Source organism: Streptomyces sp. BBFR25, from assembly GCF_044590125.1.
Taxonomy (GTDB): domain Bacteria; phylum Actinomycetota; class Actinomycetes; order Streptomycetales; family Streptomycetaceae; genus Streptomyces; species Streptomyces canus_D.
In genome coordinates this window covers 718,692-735,096 of sequence record NZ_CP172447.1, presented here as the reverse complement: position 1 = coordinate 735,096, position 16,405 = coordinate 718,692, and the positions used below count along the sequence as shown (strand labels likewise).

The window sequence follows — 16,405 nt, the reverse complement described above, 5'->3', positions numbered from 1 at the left end:
TCCTTTTCGATGACTTCCGGGCCCGGCGACGGTCGTATCCGGTAGGCACACCCGGCTTACCTGCCGCAGGAGGGACAGACCGATGTCATCAAGCCTCATGGTCGACTTCATCATCTCGCTCGACGGCTACGCGTCCGCCGAGGGCTGGCCCGGATTCTGGGGCATGGAGGGGCCCGAGTACCTCGCCTGGCTCGACGGGGACGACGAGAAGCGGCACACCAGCCTCATGGGCGCCACGACGTACCGGCTGATGTCCGGATTCGCCCGCGAGATGCCCGACGATCCCGGGTTCGCCTGGCTGACCGGGATGCCCAAGGTGGTGTTCTCCTCGACCCTCCGGCCCCCGCTGTCCTGGGCCAACACGGAACTGGTCCCGGGCGACGCCGTCGCGGCCGTGCGGGACATGAAACGGGACGGGACGCGGCCCCTGCGCACCCTCGGCAGTCTCAGCCTGTGCCGGTCGCTGCTCGAAGCCGGTCTGGTCGACCGCTTCCGCGTGGTCGTCTTCCCGGTCATCACCGGTGCGACCGGCAAGGAGAGGATCTTCGACGCGTACCCGGACGTCACCCTCGACCTCGTCGAGAGCCGCACCTTCGACGGCCGGCTCCAGTTGCTGGAGTACGTTCCCACGGTCCTGGACGGACCGCCCCCGGCCGGCGGCCGGGACGCGTCCTAGAGGGCCCCAAGTCGGCCGGAAGAAGCGCGTATTGGTCTAGGCCAGAACGGTGTGGCCCCGTATCCTCGGTGGTGGCCGGCGACGGAACTTCCCCCCACTCACCGCCTCCGGGAGGCCATGGTGAAAGTTCGCACCCGAATATCGGCGATCATCGGCACGCTGGGACTCGTCGGAACCCTGGCTCTGGCCACGGCGTCCGCCGACGAGTCCCGCGCCCCGGGCGACGCGGCGCAGGTCGTGCTGACCGAGGTCGCCCGGGCCGAGAACCCGACGGCCGGAGCCGCGGGACCGAAGGACACGGTGTGGATCGCCGAACGCGCGGGCACCGTCCGGATCCTCGACGGCGACGGACTCGGCGAACCCGTGCTCGACATCTCCGACGAGACCACCACCGACGGCGAACGCGGCCTGCTCGGCCTGGCGTTCGACCAGGACTTCGCGCACCTCTACCTCTCCTACACCGACCTCCAGGGCACCAGCACCGTCGACGAGTTCGCCGTCCAGGACGGCACGGTCCAGGAGGACACCCGGCGGACGGTCCTCACCCAGGAGCAGCCCGAGTCCAACCACAACGGCGGCGACATCAAGTTCGGCCCCGACGGCCACCTCTACATCGCGTTCGGCGACGGAGGCGGCGGGGGCGACCCCGAGGGCAACGGCCAGAAGCTCGACACCCTGCTCGGCAAACTGCTGCGCATCGACCCCCAGGGCGGCGACCCGTACGCGATCCCGGAGGACAACCCCTTCGTCGGCGACCCGAACGCCAAGGGCGAGATCTGGGCCTACGGCCTGCGCAACCCGTGGCGGTTCTCCTTCGACTCGGCAACGGGCGACCTGCTCATCGGCGACGTCGGCCAGAGCGACTGGGAGGAGATCGACTGGGCGCCCGCGAGCAGCGCGGGCGGCGAGAACTACGGCTGGTCGCAGATGGAGGGCACGCACCCCTTCCGCGGCGGCACCGAGCCCGCCAACCACGTTCCGCCGGTCCACGAGTACGACCGCACCGGCCTCGGCTGCTCGGTCACCGGCGGCTACGTGTACCGCGGCGAGGCGATCGCGGACCTCGAGGGGCAGTACGTCTACAGCGACTACTGCGACGGCACCCTGCGCTCCCTGGAGATCGAGAACGGCGAGGTGACCGCCGAGCACGACCTCGGGGTGAACGGCGGAGAGGTCGTGTCCTTCGCCCAGGGCGGCGACGGCGAGCTGTACGTCCTCGCCATCGGGGGTACGGTGTCCCGCGTCGACCCGGCGTGATCACGGCACCGGCCTGACCACCGGGCTCGCGCCTCGGAAGGAGCACCGCCCCCGTGAAGATCACCGCTGCCGATGTCGTCGTCACCAGCCCAGGGCGCAACTTCGTCACCCTGCGCATCACCACCGAGGACGGGCTCACCGGCCTCGGCGACGCCACCCTCAACGGGCGCGAACTGGCCGTCGAGGCATACCTGCGCGAGCACGTGGCCCCCTTGCTGCTCGGGCGGGACGCGCACGCCATAGAGGACACCTGGCAGTACCTGTACCGGGGCGCGTACTGGCGCCGGGGCCCGGTCACCATGGCGGCCGTCGCCGCCGTGGACACCGCCCTGTGGGACATCAAGGGCAAGGCGGCGGGCATGCCCGTGTACCAACTCCTCGGCGGTGCCTGCCGCACCGGCGCCCTCGCCTACGGCCACGCCTCCGGCCGGGACATACCCGAACTGCTCGACTCGGTGCGCGAGCACCTGGCGGACGGCTTCCGGGCCGTCCGCATCCAGAGCGGCATCCCCGGCCTCGACTCCGTCTACGGCGTCGCCGCCTCCGCCGCGGGCGACGGGGACCGCTACGACTACGAGCCCGCCCGTCGCACCGGCACCGCCCACCCGCGTCCCACCGAGGAGACCTGGGACACCCGCGCCTACCTGCGCCACATGCCCACCGTGTTCGAAGCGGTCCGGCACACCTTCGGGCCCGAACTCCCGCTGCTGCACGACGGACACCACCGCATGACGCCCATCCAGGCGGCGCGGCTAGGCAAGGACCTCGAACCCTACGACCTCTTCTGGCTGGAGGACGCGACCCCGGGCGAGGACCAGGGCGCGCTGCGGCTGATCCGGGAGCACACCACCACACCCCTGGCCATCGGGGAGGTCTTCAACTCCGTCCACGACTACACCACGCTCCTCCAGGAACGGCTGATCGACTACGTCCGCTCGGCGGTGACGCACACCGGCGGCATCACCGCCGTACGCAAACTGCTCGACATGGCCGCCGTGTACGGCATCAGGTCCGGCATGCACGGCCCGACCGACATCTCCCCCGTGGGCATGGCGGCCGCCCTCCACCTCGACCTCGCCGTGCACAACTTCGGCATCCAGGAGTACATGCGGCACGCCCCCGAGACGCTGGAGGTCTTCCGCACCTCCTACCGCTTCGAGGACGGCCTCCTGCACCCCGGCGACGCCCCCGGCCTCGGCGTCGAACTCGACGACGAGGCCGCGGCCCGCTTCCCCTACGAACCCGCCTACCTGCCCGTGAACCGTCTCGCGGACGGCACGGTGCACGACTGGTGAGACCCGGGACACCCGTGGCGCGTGGCAGAGTGGAGAGGCCCCGTCGTCCCGTCGTCCCGCAGAAAGTCCCCGTCGCATGCGTCTCCTGCTCATCAGGCACGGCCAGACCCCGTCCAACCTCAAGCACCTCCTGGACACGGCCGAGCCGGGTCCCGGTCTGACCGCCCTCGGCCAGGAACAGGCGGCGGCGCTGCCCGACGCCCTGGCGTCCGAGAAGATCGACGCGCTGTACGCGTCGACGCTGGTACGCACGCAGCTGACCGCCGCCCCGCTGGCCTCGGCGACCGGCCTCGAGGTCCGGGTCCGGGCCGGAATCAGGGAGCTGACCGCCGGCGATCTGGAGATGCGCGGCGACGACGACGCGGCGCGCATCTACATGCACACCGCGTTCGCCTGGTCCGCGGGGGACGTCCGGCCGCGTATGCCCGGGGGCGAGAACGGGGTGGAGGCACTCGCCCGTTTCGACGCCGTGGTGGCCGAGGCCCACGCGACCGGTGCGCAGACCGTCGCACTGGTCAGCCACGGCGCCGCGATCCGCATGTGGGTGGCGGCGCGCGCCGACAACGTGGACGTCGACTACGCCAAGCAGCACCCCCTGGCGAACACCGGGATCGTCATCCTCTCCGGCTCGCCCGAGCAGGGCTGGCGGGCGCTGCTCTGGGAGGGCGAGTCCCTGGGGCCCGTGCCCCTCACGCCGGGCCCGGACGACCCCACCGGAGCCACCGTGGAGCAGCTCAGCCGAGGGGAGTGAGGAACTCCCGCACCGGCAGCGGCCGCCCCACGATCCGGGTGTCGCCCATCCAGCCGTAGAAGCCCTGCCCGAACCGCTCGTCGAACTGCGTGCCGCCCAGGACGAAGGGCTTGCCGAGGGTCGCGATGCCGGTCGACGGCTGCGTCGGATTGCGCGCGATCTTCGAGCCGTCCACGTACATCACCGTGCGGCGGCCGTCGTTGACGACGGCGATGTGCATCCAGCGCCCGACCGGCACCGCATGGCTCCAGGACGTGGGGTCGGCGTCCTGGCGGTGCGGGTAGACCACGAACTGGAGGAACCGCTCGGGGGAGAGGTTCAGGCTGCACGTCGGCTCCAGCGGGGACCAGCCGGTCGTCTTGCCCGCGTCGCCGTTGCGGCCTTCCCAGCTGAGGATGCCCATCCAGGCGTGGTCGCCCTCGAACGGCTCGGGCAGCCGGACGAAGGTCTCGATGGTGTATCCGCGCGGGAACTTCTCGCTGTTCAGGGCCGCCCCGGGGGCGGTGGTGAGGACGGCGCCGCGGTCCGGGGCCTGCCCGCCGTCGAAGCGGAGGCTGGCGTGCGCGGGCTGACCGCGGTGGTGGTCCCGCGACCAGGTGAGCGCGTCGGCGCCACTGGCGTGCAGCCGACGCACGGTCAGGTCGTTTCCGCGGCCGGTGAGATCCTTCACCACGGTGCCGTCGGCCAGGGGCGCACCCTGCCGCTGGGCGGCGTCGGTCCCGGACGCGTCGAAGCGCCAGTAGGCGAGCGTGCCGCGGGGCATCACGGCCCGGGCCGGCCGGGGCTCCGGCACCGGCCGGGCAGCGTAGCCGGCGAACCGCTCGTCGAAGTCGACGGTGAGGGTGAACCGGTCGGCGGGACCGGTGAGTTCGAGCGTCTCGGCCGCCAGCGGGGAACGGTCCGCGGGGTCCCTCGCGAGGAACCAGGGCGAGAACGTCTCCACGTCGACGACCCCGCGCGCCAGGTCGAAGCCGTAGGTGCGGATCATTCCCGCGCCACCGTAGTAGCGGTCCTGGTAGTTGGTGATGTGGACGTGGACGTCGTGCCCGGCGTCGTTGGTCAGCACCGTGCGGCCGGGCGGCCAGTAGTGCCCGCCCAGTGCCAGGAAGATCTGGTCGTTGCCCTTGATTAGGCCGTCCCACAGGCGTTGGCCGTGGTCGGACAGCCGGGCCTCGCCGTCGTCCCCGGACCAGGCGATGTCGTGCGTGGTCAGCACCGCCGGCAGGGTCGGGTGCCGGTCGAGCACCCCCTGCGCCCACGCCAGTCCCTGGTCGGAGACCCGCCAGTCCAGGGCGAGGACGAGCCACTGCCGGCCCCCGGCCCGCAGGAGGTGGTAGCTGTTGTAGCCGTCGGGCGAGGCACCGCCGAACGTGGACATGGACCGGTAGCGGTCGGGCCCGAACGCGGAGAGGTAGGCGGAGTCGCCGCGCTGGTCGTCGGTGGACGAGCGGATGTCGTGGTTGCCCGCCAGCACGCTGTACGGAACCCGGCCGTGCAGGACGCGGAAGGTGTCGGCCGCGAGCCCGATCTCGTCCTCGGTGCCGTGCTCGGTCACGTCGCCGAGGTGCGTCATGAACGCGATGTTGGCCGCGGCCCGCTCGGTGACGAGGTGGCGGAACGTCGCCCGCAGCGGTGCGGGATCGGCGCTGTCGGCATCGAACAGGTACTGGGTGTCGGGCAGCACCGCCAGCGCGAACCGCGGACTGTCGGCGTCGAACCGGCCGCCGGACCACCCGGCCGCTTCGGCGGCTCCCGCCGGGCCGGTGGCCGTACCGGCGACCACGGCACCGGCCGCCGGTACGGCCACCGCCGCACGCAACAACACGCGTCTTTCGGGATGGCGGCGGCCACTGCTCTGTTCCTCTGTGCTCATCGGGGCTCCACGGTCCAGGTGACGGAAGGGGATCAGCCCGCATGCTGCTCACCCGCCCCGACCGCCCGATGGCGCCGAGCTGAACACCGCCCGCCCGGCCGACGACGGCCAGAGGCGGAGCGGCAAAAGCGCGGTCGGCCCTACCTTCGTCCCTCTCGAACACTGCCGCGCCGGCCGCGGTCGGTCTCGTCCTGTACGAGCAGGGAGAGGAGCGAGGCCACGGTCAGACCCGCTTCCGCGGGGTGGCGCAGGACCTGGTCCGGCTGGATGCGGTAGGTGTTGGTGCGCCCGTCGCGGGTGTGGGAGAGGTAGCCGTCCTGCTCCAGGTCGGAGATGATCCGTTGGACCGCCCGCTCGGTGAGCCGGCAGCGGGCCGCGATGTCACGGATCCGGATGTTCGGGTTGTCGGCGATCGCCGCCAGCACCCGCGCGTGGTTCGTGACGAACGTCCATCCGGTGTGAGACTCAGGTACTTCCACCATGCGGTGCATTCTACGGAGCACCTTGCGTGAAACCAGATACGTGACATACTTTTCGTGCTACGCGCTGCGTGTATCGGTGGGGCCCGCGTGCGGGAGACACAGGAGGGACCTGAAGGTGTCTTGGCATGAGGCGGTCACAGGGCGTACGGACGAGGCCGACGCCGGCCTGCCGCGGACCCTGGACCAGGTCGTGATGGATCAGTACGCATGGCACGGCGCCTGGGTCGTCGCCGCGCGCGGCTCGTACGACATGAGCTCGATCGGACCACTGGCGGACGTGCTGGGCGTCGCGGCCCAGGAGCATCCGAAGGTCGTGCTGGAGGCTTCCGGCATCACCTTCGCGGACTCGAGTCTGCTGAATCTGCTGATCCTCACCCGCCGAGCGGTCGACCTCCGCGTGGCCGCGCCGCCGCAGCAGTTGCGGCGCCTCCTGGAGATCACCGGAGTCGACGCGATCATCGAGGTGCGGGCGACGGTGGACGAAGCGGCCGCCTGCTAGGACTACTGCGGCGGCGCTCCCCGTCCGGTCGCCGGACCGCCGGTGCCCCGGGTGGCGGACAGGGACGCGGTCGGGAACAGCGGGCCCGGCCCCTGCTGTTGCACGGTCGGAGGGCGGCGCCGCTTGCCCGGGCCGCCGTACCTCCGCCGTACCCGGAGCGCGACGTATGCCTGCAGGAGGACCTTTTTCATGACGAACCGACCCTTGACGCTCATGGCCGTGCACGCCCATCCCGACGACGAGGCCACCGGAACCGGCGGGGTGCTGGCCCGGTATGCGGCGGAGGGCGTCCGCACGGTGCTCGTGACGTGTACCGACGGCGGTTGCGGTGACGGACCGGGGGGTGTCAAGCCGGGTGATCCGGGGCACGATCCGGCGGCCGTCGCACTGATGCGCCGTCAGGAACTCGAGGAGAGCCGCGAGGTCCTGAAGATCAGCGATCTGGAGATGCTGGACTACGCCGACTCCGGAATGGCGGGCTGGCCGAGCAACGACGCCCCCGGTTCCTTCTGGCGGACCCCGGTCGAGGAAGGCGCCGCGAGACTCGCGGAACTCATGCGGCACTACCGGCCCGACGTGGTCGTCACCTACGACGAGAACGGCTTCTACGGCCACCCCGACCACATTCAGGCCCACCGCATCACGATGGCGGCCCTGGAGATGACGGAGCTGACACCGAAGGTCTACTGGACGACGATGCCCCGCTCGATGATGCAGCGGTTCGGCGAGGTCATGCGCGAGTTCGGTGAGGAGATGCCGGAGCCGGACCCCGCCGAGGCCGCCGCGATGGCCGAGATCGGGCTCCCCGACGACGAGATCACCACCTGGGTCGACACCACCGCGTTCAGCGGTCAGAAGTTCGACGCGCTGGCCGCGCACGCCAGCCAGGGCGAGAACATCTTCTTCCTCAGGATGGGCAAGGAGAGGTTCGGCGAGCTGATGGGCATGGAGACGTTCGTACGGGTCCGGGACACCACCGGTGCGGCCGTACCGGAGAACGACCTCTTCGCCGGACTGCGCTGACCCGCCCGACTGCCCAACTGCCCGACTGCCCGCCGCTCACGTCTCGGCGAGGGCGGCCCGCAGACGTTCGGTCACCGTGTCCAGGCAGCTGCCGAAACTCGTCTGCCCCCCGGCGTCGATCCAGCGCCGGAAGGCGTTGCCGAAGGCCACCGTGGCGAGCTGCGCGACGAGTTCGGCGGTGTCGGCCTCGACCTGCCGTTGGACCAGGGCCTCGCGGATCGCCCGGGTGACCGCGGCCGCCTTGGTGCGTTCGCGCTCCTGCAGCTCGGGGCTGGCATCGATGACCGCCCGGCGCTCCGCCGCGTCGTGCACCTGTGCGGCGAGCAGGGTGCCGACGCGGGACATCGCGTCGAGGGCGGCGGTGAGCGGGGCCGCGTCGGGGTCCGTGGCCAGAACGGCTTCCGCCAGTGCCGGGGGCAGGCGCTCCGAGCCCCCGAAGAGGACCTCGCGCTTGTCGGGGAAGTAGCGGAAGTAGGAACGCCGGGTGAGCCCGGCCCGCTCGGCGATGTCGGTCACGGTCACGTTGTCGTAGCCGTGCTCCGAGTAGAGCTCCAGCGCCGCCCGTTTCAGGCGCTGCTCGGCACCCGGATCCCACCTTGCCATGAGGCGACTCTAACAGGTGATGTCTCGCTGTGTCGTCAGTGCTAGCCTGCCCTCATGACACAGTGTGTCGTCACTGGGGTGTGGCCCCGGTGTGGCCCGGAACAGGCAGGGGCGTACACATGACCGAGACCGGCAAGGCCAGTGGGACGGAAAACGGGAACGGGACGAACGACGAGGTGTGGATCGTCGGGGCGACCGGCCGGGTGGGCCGGGGCGTGGCCGCGCGTCTTGCCGCCCGGGGGCTGACGGTCGTGCCGGTGGGGCGCAGCCGGGAGCGGATGGCCGCCGTCGGCGCCGAAGCCGGTCTGCCCGCGGACGCGAAGGCCGTCGTCGCCGACTCGGCCGAGCGGATCGCGGACGAGGTCGTCCGGGGGCGCCCGCGGGTGGTGGTGAACACGATGGGCGACTACGCCACCACGGCACCGGTGATCGCCCGTGCCTGCATGTCCGGCGGCGGCCACTACGTCGACCAGGCCAACGACGTGGCCGCCGTGGAGGGGCTGCTCGCTCTGCACGACGAAGCGGTACGGGCGGGCAGCACCCTGGTCACCGGCGCCGGATTCGGGGTGCTGGCGACGGAGGCGGTGGTGGCGAAGCTGTGCGAGGAGCGCCCCGCGCCGCGCCGGGTACGGGTCGACTCCGTGGCCTCGGCGGAGGTGGAAGCGGGTGCGCTCGGCACCGCACTCGCGACCGGCATCGTGGACGCGCTCGTCGCGGGCGGGCGGCGTTACGAGAACGGACGGCAGGTGAGCGCGCGCCTCGGCGCCGACCCCCAACGGCTCGCCTTCCCGGACGGGACCTCGGCCAAGTCGGCGGGTGTCGCGTCCGGAGAGCTGATGGCGGCGCACGTGGTCAGCGGAGCACCGTTCGTCACCGCCACGTCCGCCCTGGCCCCGACCACTCCGCTCCTGCGGGCCCTGCTCCCGCTGCTGGGCCGGCTGCTGTCCGTCCCGGCACTGCGGCGCCGCGCCGTCCGCCTTCTCGGCGCGGTGACGGTCAAAGCCGCGCCCCGTCCCCGCGAGCACTCCTGGGGACACGCCGTCGTGGAGTGGGCCGACGGCACCCGGCGCGAGGGATGGCTCCGCGCGGGTGAGGGCATGGCGTACACGGCCGACGTCACCGCCACGGTCACCGAACTGCTGGCCGGTGGATCGGGCCGGCCGGGGGCCTGGACGCCCGCGGCCGCCCTCGGGCCCGGCCTGGCGACAACCGCCGGTGGCGCCTTCGTAGGGGACTGACGCTCACCCCTCCCCGGCCGCCCGCCGGGTGCAGCGCCTGGTGAACCGCAGTGACTGGTCGAATATCTCCTCGACCCGGGCAGCGGGCAGGCCGTACCAGCCGTGGTCCGCGCCCGGCACGGTGCGCAGGTGCGCCGGTGCGCCCAGTTCCTCCAGTCGCGTGGCGAGATCCCGGCTGTGCGAGCACGCGACCATGGTGTCCTCCTCGCCGTGGACGAGGAGGAAGGGAGGCGCTCCCGGATGGGCGTGCGCCAGGGGACTGGCCTCTCGCGCCCGTTCCGGGGACGCGGCCGGTGCTCCGCCGAGCAGCAGGGCCTCCGGCGTGGTGGACGATCGTGGGTCGTAGGGGCCGCGGGCGGTGGTGAGATCGGCCGGTCCGTACCAGACCACGGCGGCGACGGGGGCCGGTCCGACGTGCGGAGTGAGCGCCAGGAGGGAGGCCAGGTGGCCGCCGGCCGACTCACCCCACACCACCGTGCGACCGACGTCCAGATCCAGCTCGGCGGCGCGCAGGCCGAGCCAGCGCAGCGCGGCGCGAAGATCATCGAGAGGCGCGGGGAAGTGCGCTTCGCCGCTCAGCCGGTAGTCGGCGCAGGCGACAGCTACACCGGCCGCGGCGATCCGCGCGAACGGTCCGGGGTCCCAGTCCCGTGTCCGCATGCCCATGTCGTCCCGGCGGCCGCGGAGCCAGGCGCCGCCGTGCACGAACAGCACCAGGGGGAGTGCCTCCCGCTCGGTGTTCTCGGGCAGCCAGAGGTCCAGTTCCAGCGGTCGGCTTCCCGCGCGCTCGGCGAAGGGGACACCCCGCAGCACCCGGACGCCCGGCGCGCAGCGGGCCGCGGGAGGCAGGGGTGCGACGTCCGGATGGGGTGCGGCGATCAGCTCGCGGACGGTGCTGCGCCCGGCGGTCACGGGGTGCGCCACTGGTGGTCGGGCAGGAACCGCACGTCGAACTGCTGGGGCACGGTGGCGAATCGTTCCGGCTCGGGTATGTGGGGCTCGGGCGGCAGTCCGAGGGCGTCGGCGGGCGTACCGAGAGTTTCGAAGAAGCGCTCGAAGGTACGGCCCGGACCGGCGGCGACACCGACGACCTGGCTGTGGTGGCGCTCCATGCGGTAGGCGTGCCGGCAGTTCTTGGGCACGAAGCCGAAGTCGCCGGGCGTGAGCAGCTTCTCCTGCTGACGGCCCTCGGTGTCCTCGACGAACAGCCGGACCGCGCCCTGGGTGATGTAGAAGACCTCGTGGGTGTCGGTGTGCAGATGGGCCGGGATGATGTCGCCCTTGGGGCCCTCGACGGTGAAGAAGTTGAAGGTGTTCTCGGTCTGCTCCCCGCCGGCGTAGATCGTGATCAGGTCGCCGAACAGGTGGGCGCGGTCGCCCTCGCCCTTCTCGATGAAGTACGGCTTGCCCGGTTCGGCGGGGATGCGCGAGGCGCGCCGGTAGCGTGTGGCGTACTCGATGGTCATGGCTCTCCCGTGTCGGCGTCCGTTCGATGTCAGGTAGCCTGACACAACGGGCCGCCGACCGCCAAGTGGGCCGACGGACCGGCCCGCCGCCCACCGCCCGTGAGGAACTGATGCATTCCGCCGACCGCAACCTCCCGCAATTGCTGGGTGACGCCCGGCGCTGGTTCGACGAGGCCCTGCTCGCCGCGCTGGAAGAGACCGGCGCGTCCCACGTCTCGCCGACGCAGCTGGGGCTGTTCAGCGTGCTGGACGAGGACGGCACGACGGTGTCGGAGCTGGCCCGCCGGATGGGCGTCACCCGGCAGACCGCCCACCAGGCGGTCCACGGCCTGGTGCACCTCGGACTGTTGGAACAGGCACCCGATCCCGCCTCCGCCCGGCGACGGCTGATCCGGCGCACCCCGGAGGGGCAGCGCGCGCATCAGCAGGCGGACCTCGTGCTGCGAGGCCTGGAGGAGACACTCGCCGAGCGGATCGGGCGGGACGCGGTCGCCGCGCTGCGGGCCGCGCTGGAGGCGCCGTGGGGTCCGGCGCCGACCCGCGACCCCCGAGCCGCCCCGCCGCGCCCGTGAGGGCCGGGCACCGGTGCCCGGCCCTCACGGCACTGCTCACCGCTCACTGTTTCTGACATCGTTGTCGAAACCCGCGGACGCCCTACGGCGTGTAGACGGCCCCGCTGCCGTACAGCTCCCTGGTGAACGCGGAGACGTCGGCGCTGCGATCGCTGCCGTCTAGGTTGTACGTCAGATAGACGCCGTACCCCTCGCCGACGGTGCGGCGGGCGAGGTCGGCGGCCGTGTTCTGCGCGGTCCGGCCGATCTCGACGGCCGCCGGTGACAGCTTCGCCTTGGGCAGCGCGATGCCGGGGACCTGCCAGGTGCCGTAGTACGGGTTCCAGGCGTAGTCGAACTTGGACGAGACGTCGACGCCGCCGTACGACAGCCGGGACGCGGCCGGGCCGATGTTGTAGAGGCTGATGATCTTGTCCGGCATGTTCGCGCGCAGTGCCGTCACCAGGTGCACGAACGAGCTGTCGTTGGGCTGGGCGGTGCCGTTGTTGCCGTACTCGGCGTATTCGTCGTCGAAGTCGATGCCGTCGAGGCCGTACTCGGCCACGGCGTCCGAGAGTTGCTTCGCGAACGCCGAAGCCGCCTGCTGGGACGGGAAGTTGGCGAATCCGGCCCCCTGGTGGTTGCCCAGCACCGACAGGACGACCTTGATGCCCTTCTGCTGCAACGGCCGTATCTGCGTGGCGGCGTTGTCGAGGACGCGCTGCACGTTCTCGTTGAAGTGCAGGTACGCCGTCCTCGAGGCGGTGTCGTAGTTGATGTTCGCGGCGAAGATCACGGCGACGTCGAAGACGTTTCCGCCCCCGTTCTCCAGCGCGTACTTGCCGACGTTGAGCATGCTGTTGTTGTTCACCTCGACGTACGCCACCGAGGTCGGCCCCTGCTTCACGGGGGCGGGGGCCGCCGCGGCGCCGGTCGCGGTGGCCGCGCCGAGGACGAGGGCCGCGACGGCCGAGAGCGCGAGCGCCGTCCTGCGCGCTCTTCTCCGTACCAGACTGAACATGGGTGATCGGTCTCCCAACGCGTGGTCGGCGCCCTGCTTGTCCATGAGCGCCGAGCGAGTCCTACGAGTCTTCCGCTGCCGTGGTCGAAGCCCCGGGCGTGTGCTCGAACTCTTCACGGGTTCCACGCACGGGGCACGCCGACGGCCCTGCCGGGTCAGCCCTCGACGAGTACGGGCACCGACTCGGCGACCGCCGACGGCGCACCGGCCGCTTGGCCGAAGTTGCTCTCGACCTCCGCCTTCTCCGCCGCGTCCGGGTACGGGTTCGTGCACGCGGTGCCCGCGCTCGACCCCGACATCAGGCTGGAGCAGGGCCCGGGCTTGCGGTCCGGCAGCCCCAGGATGTGACCGAGTTCGTGGGACGAGATGCGCACCGTGTCGTAGCCCTGGTCCACCGCCTGACGGCCGATCCAGACGGTGCCGTTGCCCAGGGAGGTGGTGAGCGCGCGCGGCCAGCCGTCGTCGGCCAGGACGCGTATGTTGGCCCGCTGCCCGGCCGTGGCCGGACGCAGCTCAGCGCCCTCGACGCTCTCGTTCCAGATCGCCGCGCCCCGGTCGACCGCGGACCTGAACTCCGCGGAGCCGCTGGCGTCGTAGGTGAGGACTCGGGCCGCGGCCACTGAGTCCGCGGCGGCGTCCGGCGCGTCGGCGGCCACGGCCTGGCCGCCGCTCAGCAGCGGCAGTGACAGCAGTGCGGCGGCGACGAGATGTCCGGTCAGTGTGCGGACGTGCATGCTCGACCTCCTTGTGGGGGAGAGGAGTCGTGCTCATGACATCATCTGCCACCTTGCCCACCCGGCGCCGCCGTCAATCAGTCAATTCGCGCGGGGCCCCGGACGAATCCGGAGCCCCGCCGGGCAGGGGTCAGCTCGTCGGGAAGTCGTCGGCGGTGCTGATACGGCTCTTCAGCAGGGCCCCGGACTCGGTCAGTACGCCGCTGCTGCTGTAGTCGGTGCCCCCGCAGGTGCCCGGTTTGAACGCCGCGCTGCCCTCGTCGGCGTCGGAGTACGTCCAGTTCGCGTAACCGATCTTCAACCGGTCGAGCAGGTCCAGCCACGCGACGCTGCTCGCCCGGTCCACCGCACCGCCGCCGGTGGCGCTCACCGTGCCGAACTCGGAGACGAACAGGGGCAGCTGCGCGGCTGCCCGGCTCACCGCCGCGCGGTAGGCGTCCTTGTGGCTCGCGGCGTAGAAGTGGAAGGCGTACATGATGTTGGTGGCGTTCACGGGGTTGTTGACCACCTCGCTCTCGTTCGAGCCGTCCGAGACGCCCAGCGAGGACCAGCCGCGGGTGCCGACGATCACGACGGCGTCCGGGTCGGCGGCCCGGATCACCGGGATGACCTGCTCGGCGTAGCTCTTGACGGCCGCCCAGCTCACCCCGTTGGGCTCGTTGGCGATCTCGTAGATCACGTTCTTCTTGTGCGCGTTGCGCGCGGCGACGGAGGAGAAGAACGTCTTGGCGCGGTCGAGGTTGTGGTTCGGGTCGCCCGGCGTCAGCGTGTGGAAGTCGATCACCGCGTACATGCCGCGGGCCTCAGCCATGTCGACCAGGGAGTTCACCCGGGCGGTGAAGCCCGCCGGGTCGGTCTCGTAGCCGTCCTCCTGCACGTACATGGCGACGCGCAGCAGGTCCGACTTCCAGTTGTGCGCCAGTGCGTCCAGGGAGGCGTCGTTGTAGCAGGGGCCGAACCACTGGATGCCGTGCGTGCTCATGCCCCGGAGCTGTACGGGGCGGTCGTACTGGTTGCACAGATGGACGCCGCAGACGTGCAGTTGTCCGTTGACGGCGGTCGGGGTGCCGGTCGCGGGCGGGTCGGTCGGCGGGTCCGTCGGCGGATCGGTGACGGACCCGGTGCAGGTCACGCCGTTGAGCGTGAAGGACGTGGGTGCCGGGTTGGAACCGGTGAAGGAGCCCACGAAACCCAGGTCGGCCGACGCGCCGGTGGACAGGGTGCGGTTCCAGTCGGCGCCGCCGGCGGTGACCTGGGAGCCGGACTGCGACCAGGTCGCGTTCCAGCCCTGGACGACCTTCTGTCCGGCGTCCGGCAGCGTGAACCCGAGTGTCCACCCGCTGACCGGATCGCCCAGATTCGTGATCTTCACCCCCGCCTGGAAGCCGCCCTCCCACTGGTTGGTGATCGTGTATTCGGCCGCGCAGCCGGTCGCGGCCTGCGCCGGGGGTCCGGCGAGCACCGTGAGGCCGACGGTCGACGCTCCGGTCGCGAGCAGGGCCAAAAGGCGTTTCAACGCGTTCCTCCTCGTATGAAGCGGGCATGACAAACCGGAGCGCGTTTGGGAGCGCTCCCAAAGCCTTCGGGCCGGACCGTACACCCGTACGCCGGTGCGCGACAGGTGTCGGACCGTGCAACCGCCCGCCCCGGCGGGGCCAGGAGCGGGCGGTTGCACGGCGCGGGGCAGGTGCGCGGCCGCCGTCGCGGAGGCTACGCGGGCTGGTGCCGCCGGAAGTAGTCGACGATCTCCGCGGGCAGCGCGGGTACGTCGACCGGGGTGCCGCCCGAGCGCAGCGAGGTCGTCGCGGCCACCGCGGCGGCGACCGCCTCACGGGCCGCCACCGGAGAGGTGTCCGTCGGCCCCCCTGCGGCGGCGAAGCGGAGGAACTCGTCGACCAGCGCCCGGTCCGCGCCGCCGTGGTCGTCCTGGGACGGTGTGGGGACGGGGACGGTGAGGTCGGCGTCGCGCCGGTAGCCGGAACGGTGCCGGTTCCACACCTGGATCGTCGCGGGATCGCCCTCGATGCCGTCGCCGAAGTTCTCCAGACGGCCCTCGTCCCCGATGACGGTGTAGTTGCGCCAGTAGTCCGGCGTGAAGTGGCACTGCTGGTAGCTGGCGAGCACCCCGTTGTCCAGGCGCGTCAGCATCATGCTGATGTCCTCGACGTCGACGACGGGGTTCAGTTCCCGCAACGCGGACGGCGGCCAGATCTCCGGGTCGAACCAGTCGGGCATGCGCCCGCCCGCCGGTGCCGGGTCGTCGGCCCCGCGCCGCGGGTTGTCGCCGTACACCGACAGGGCGCCCTGCGCGACGACGTTCCTGGAGTAGCCCCCGGCGAGCCAGTGGATCACGTCGAGGTCGTGGGCGCCCTTCTGCAGGAGCAGCCCCGTGGTGTTGGCCCGCTCGGCGTGCCAGTCCTTGAAGTAGTAGTCCCCGCCGTGCCCGACGAAGTGGCGGCACCACACGGCGCGCACCCGGCCTGTCGCACCGTCGTCGATCAGTTCGCGCATCCGCCGCAGCACCGGGAGATGGCGCAGGTTGTGGCCCACGTACAGGCGGCCGCGGGAGTCGTACGCGGCCCGCAGCAGGGCGTCGCAGTCCTCGACGGTGATCGCCAGCGGCTTCTCCACGAACACCGGGACCCCGGCGGCCAGGAAGAACAGCGCGGGCCGCGTGTGCACATGGTCCGGCGTGAGGACGAACACGGCGTCCAGGCCGTCGTCGGCCATCTCCTCGTACCGCTCGTGCAGCACCACGTCCGGTCCGAACAGGGACCTGGCATCGTCCCTGCCCCGCGGATCCGGATCGGCACAGGAGACGACCCGGGCGAGTCCGGGACGGTTCGCCAACGCGGCCACCGGCGCGCGCTGGCCGACGCCGATCACGCCGACGCGCAGTTCCGGCCTCGATGTCTGGTCACGGTGGCTCACGTGCT

At 71.6% G+C, this 16,405-nt stretch carries 17 protein-coding genes; 8 read left to right on the top strand and 9 right to left on the bottom strand.

What is annotated here, in order from left to right; translation table 11 throughout:
- The first annotated feature begins 82 nt into the window (after nucleotides 1-82).
- From ACGH52_RS03085 to ACGH52_RS03070, 4 genes are all read left to right on the top strand, one after another.
- Entirely contained in the window at nucleotides 83-676 is a 594-nt protein-coding gene (locus ACGH52_RS03085; RefSeq protein ID WP_121704579.1) for a dihydrofolate reductase family protein, read from the top strand.
- Between the two features lie 120 nt (nucleotides 677-796).
- Nucleotides 797-1,933, top strand: a complete 1,137-nt coding sequence (locus tag ACGH52_RS03080; protein ID WP_059298982.1) for a sorbosone dehydrogenase family protein — start codon at nucleotides 797-799, stop codon at nucleotides 1,931-1,933.
- 53 nt (nucleotides 1,934-1,986) lie between these two features.
- Nucleotides 1,987-3,228, top strand: coding sequence for a D-mannonate dehydratase ManD (gene manD, locus ACGH52_RS03075; RefSeq protein WP_399937382.1), 1,242 nt, complete (start codon nucleotides 1,987-1,989; stop codon nucleotides 3,226-3,228).
- Nucleotides 3,229-3,304: 76 nt separating this feature from the next.
- Complete coding sequence (locus ACGH52_RS03070) at nucleotides 3,305-3,979, top strand: histidine phosphatase family protein (RefSeq protein ID WP_076977815.1); 675 nt, start codon at nucleotides 3,305-3,307, stop codon at nucleotides 3,977-3,979.
- Here ACGH52_RS03070 and ACGH52_RS03065 read toward each other — a convergent pair.
- Together ACGH52_RS03065 and ACGH52_RS03060 are read right to left on the bottom strand one after the other, a co-directional pair.
- On the bottom strand, nucleotides 3,963-5,852 hold the full coding sequence (locus ACGH52_RS03065; RefSeq protein ID WP_399937379.1) for a LamG-like jellyroll fold domain-containing protein: 1,890 nt from the start codon (nucleotides 5,850-5,852) through the stop codon (nucleotides 3,963-3,965). The genes ACGH52_RS03070 and ACGH52_RS03065 overlap by 17 nt on opposite strands.
- A 140-nt stretch (nucleotides 5,853-5,992) precedes the next feature.
- On the bottom strand, nucleotides 5,993-6,334 hold the full coding sequence (locus ACGH52_RS03060; protein ID WP_193777908.1) for a helix-turn-helix domain-containing protein: 342 nt from the start codon (nucleotides 6,332-6,334) through the stop codon (nucleotides 5,993-5,995).
- 115 nt (nucleotides 6,335-6,449) lie between these two features.
- Between ACGH52_RS03060 and ACGH52_RS03055 the strand changes: the two genes are divergently transcribed.
- Together ACGH52_RS03055 and ACGH52_RS03050 are read left to right on the top strand one after the other, a co-directional pair.
- Complete coding sequence (locus tag ACGH52_RS03055; protein WP_399937376.1) at nucleotides 6,450-6,833, top strand: STAS domain-containing protein; 384 nt, start codon at nucleotides 6,450-6,452, stop codon at nucleotides 6,831-6,833.
- Nucleotides 6,834-7,022: 189 nt separating this feature from the next.
- Nucleotides 7,023-7,856, top strand: a complete 834-nt coding sequence (locus ACGH52_RS03050) for a PIG-L family deacetylase (protein ID WP_076977820.1) — start codon at nucleotides 7,023-7,025, stop codon at nucleotides 7,854-7,856.
- Between the two features lie 36 nt (nucleotides 7,857-7,892).
- Here ACGH52_RS03050 and ACGH52_RS03045 read toward each other — a convergent pair whose 3' ends face one another.
- Nucleotides 7,893-8,459 carry a TetR/AcrR family transcriptional regulator gene (locus ACGH52_RS03045; RefSeq protein WP_121704586.1) on the bottom strand — a complete coding sequence of 189 codons (567 nt, stop codon included), beginning with the start codon at nucleotides 8,457-8,459 and terminating at the stop codon, nucleotides 7,893-7,895.
- A 119-nt stretch (nucleotides 8,460-8,578) separates the two neighbouring features.
- Between ACGH52_RS03045 and ACGH52_RS03040 the strand changes: the two genes are divergently transcribed.
- A complete protein-coding gene (locus tag ACGH52_RS03040; protein WP_399937374.1) occupies nucleotides 8,579-9,697 on the top strand; it encodes a saccharopine dehydrogenase NADP-binding domain-containing protein in 1,119 nt (372 codons plus the stop codon).
- Nucleotides 9,698-9,700: 3 nt separating this feature from the next.
- On the opposite strand, the gene ACGH52_RS03035 is transcribed toward ACGH52_RS03040, so the two are convergent.
- Nucleotides 9,701-10,609, bottom strand: coding sequence for an alpha/beta hydrolase fold domain-containing protein (locus ACGH52_RS03035; RefSeq protein ID WP_399937371.1), 909 nt, complete (start codon nucleotides 10,607-10,609; stop codon nucleotides 9,701-9,703).
- Entirely contained in the window at nucleotides 10,606-11,163 is a 558-nt protein-coding gene (locus ACGH52_RS03030) for a quercetin 2,3-dioxygenase (protein WP_076977823.1), read from the bottom strand. The genes ACGH52_RS03035 and ACGH52_RS03030 overlap by 4 nt, the downstream gene beginning before the upstream one ends.
- A 110-nt stretch (nucleotides 11,164-11,273) precedes the next feature.
- Here ACGH52_RS03030 and ACGH52_RS03025 point away from each other — a divergent pair, with 110 nt between their 5' ends.
- Nucleotides 11,274-11,735 carry a MarR family winged helix-turn-helix transcriptional regulator gene (locus tag ACGH52_RS03025; RefSeq protein ID WP_076977824.1) on the top strand — a complete coding sequence of 154 codons (462 nt, stop codon included), beginning with the start codon at nucleotides 11,274-11,276 and terminating at the stop codon, nucleotides 11,733-11,735.
- An 82-nt stretch (nucleotides 11,736-11,817) separates the two neighbouring features.
- Here the strand turns inward: ACGH52_RS03025 and ACGH52_RS03020 are convergent, their stop codons facing one another.
- From ACGH52_RS03020 to ACGH52_RS03005, 4 genes are all read right to left on the bottom strand, one after another.
- On the bottom strand, nucleotides 11,818-12,735 hold the full coding sequence (locus ACGH52_RS03020) for an endo-beta-N-acetylglucosaminidase H (RefSeq protein WP_399937367.1): 918 nt from the start codon (nucleotides 12,733-12,735) through the stop codon (nucleotides 11,818-11,820).
- A 155-nt stretch (nucleotides 12,736-12,890) separates the two neighbouring features.
- Entirely contained in the window at nucleotides 12,891-13,469 is a 579-nt protein-coding gene (locus ACGH52_RS03015) for a snapalysin family zinc-dependent metalloprotease (RefSeq protein ID WP_210976422.1), read from the bottom strand.
- A gap of 130 nt (nucleotides 13,470-13,599) precedes the next feature.
- On the bottom strand, nucleotides 13,600-14,985 hold the full coding sequence (locus tag ACGH52_RS03010; protein WP_210976423.1) for a cellulase family glycosylhydrolase: 1,386 nt from the start codon (nucleotides 14,983-14,985) through the stop codon (nucleotides 13,600-13,602).
- Nucleotides 14,986-15,179: 194 nt separating this feature from the next.
- Nucleotides 15,180-16,400: a Gfo/Idh/MocA family protein gene (locus tag ACGH52_RS03005; RefSeq protein WP_121704592.1), complete on the bottom strand. Its 1,221-nt coding sequence runs from the start codon at nucleotides 16,398-16,400 to the stop codon at nucleotides 15,180-15,182.
- Nucleotides 16,401-16,405 lie beyond the last annotated feature (5 nt).

Bases quoted from the DNA above. Each gene is read 5' to 3' on its own strand.
- ACGH52_RS03085 (WP_121704579.1), top strand. From the start codon at position 83: ATGTCATCAAGCCTCATGGTCGACTTCATCATCTCGCTCGACGGCTAC.
- ACGH52_RS03070 (WP_076977815.1), top strand. From the start codon at position 3,305: ATGCGTCTCCTGCTCATCAGGCACGGCCAGACCCCGTCCAACCTCAAG.
- ACGH52_RS03065 (WP_399937379.1), bottom strand. From the start codon at position 5,852: ATGAGCACAGAGGAACAGAGCAGTGGCCGCCGCCATCCCGAAAGACGC.
- ACGH52_RS03060 (WP_193777908.1), bottom strand. From the start codon at position 6,334: ATGGTGGAAGTACCTGAGTCTCACACCGGATGGACGTTCGTCACGAAC.
- ACGH52_RS03050 (WP_076977820.1), top strand. From the start codon at position 7,023: ATGACGAACCGACCCTTGACGCTCATGGCCGTGCACGCCCATCCCGAC.
- ACGH52_RS03045 (WP_121704586.1), bottom strand. From the start codon at position 8,459: ATGGCAAGGTGGGATCCGGGTGCCGAGCAGCGCCTGAAACGGGCGGCG.
- ACGH52_RS03040 (WP_399937374.1), top strand. From the start codon at position 8,579: ATGACCGAGACCGGCAAGGCCAGTGGGACGGAAAACGGGAACGGGACG.
- ACGH52_RS03030 (WP_076977823.1), bottom strand. From the start codon at position 11,163: ATGACCATCGAGTACGCCACACGCTACCGGCGCGCCTCGCGCATCCCC.
- ACGH52_RS03025 (WP_076977824.1), top strand. From the start codon at position 11,274: ATGCATTCCGCCGACCGCAACCTCCCGCAATTGCTGGGTGACGCCCGG.
- ACGH52_RS03020 (WP_399937367.1), bottom strand. From the start codon at position 12,735: ATGTTCAGTCTGGTACGGAGAAGAGCGCGCAGGACGGCGCTCGCGCTC.
- ACGH52_RS03015 (WP_210976422.1), bottom strand. From the start codon at position 13,469: ATGCACGTCCGCACACTGACCGGACATCTCGTCGCCGCCGCACTGCTG.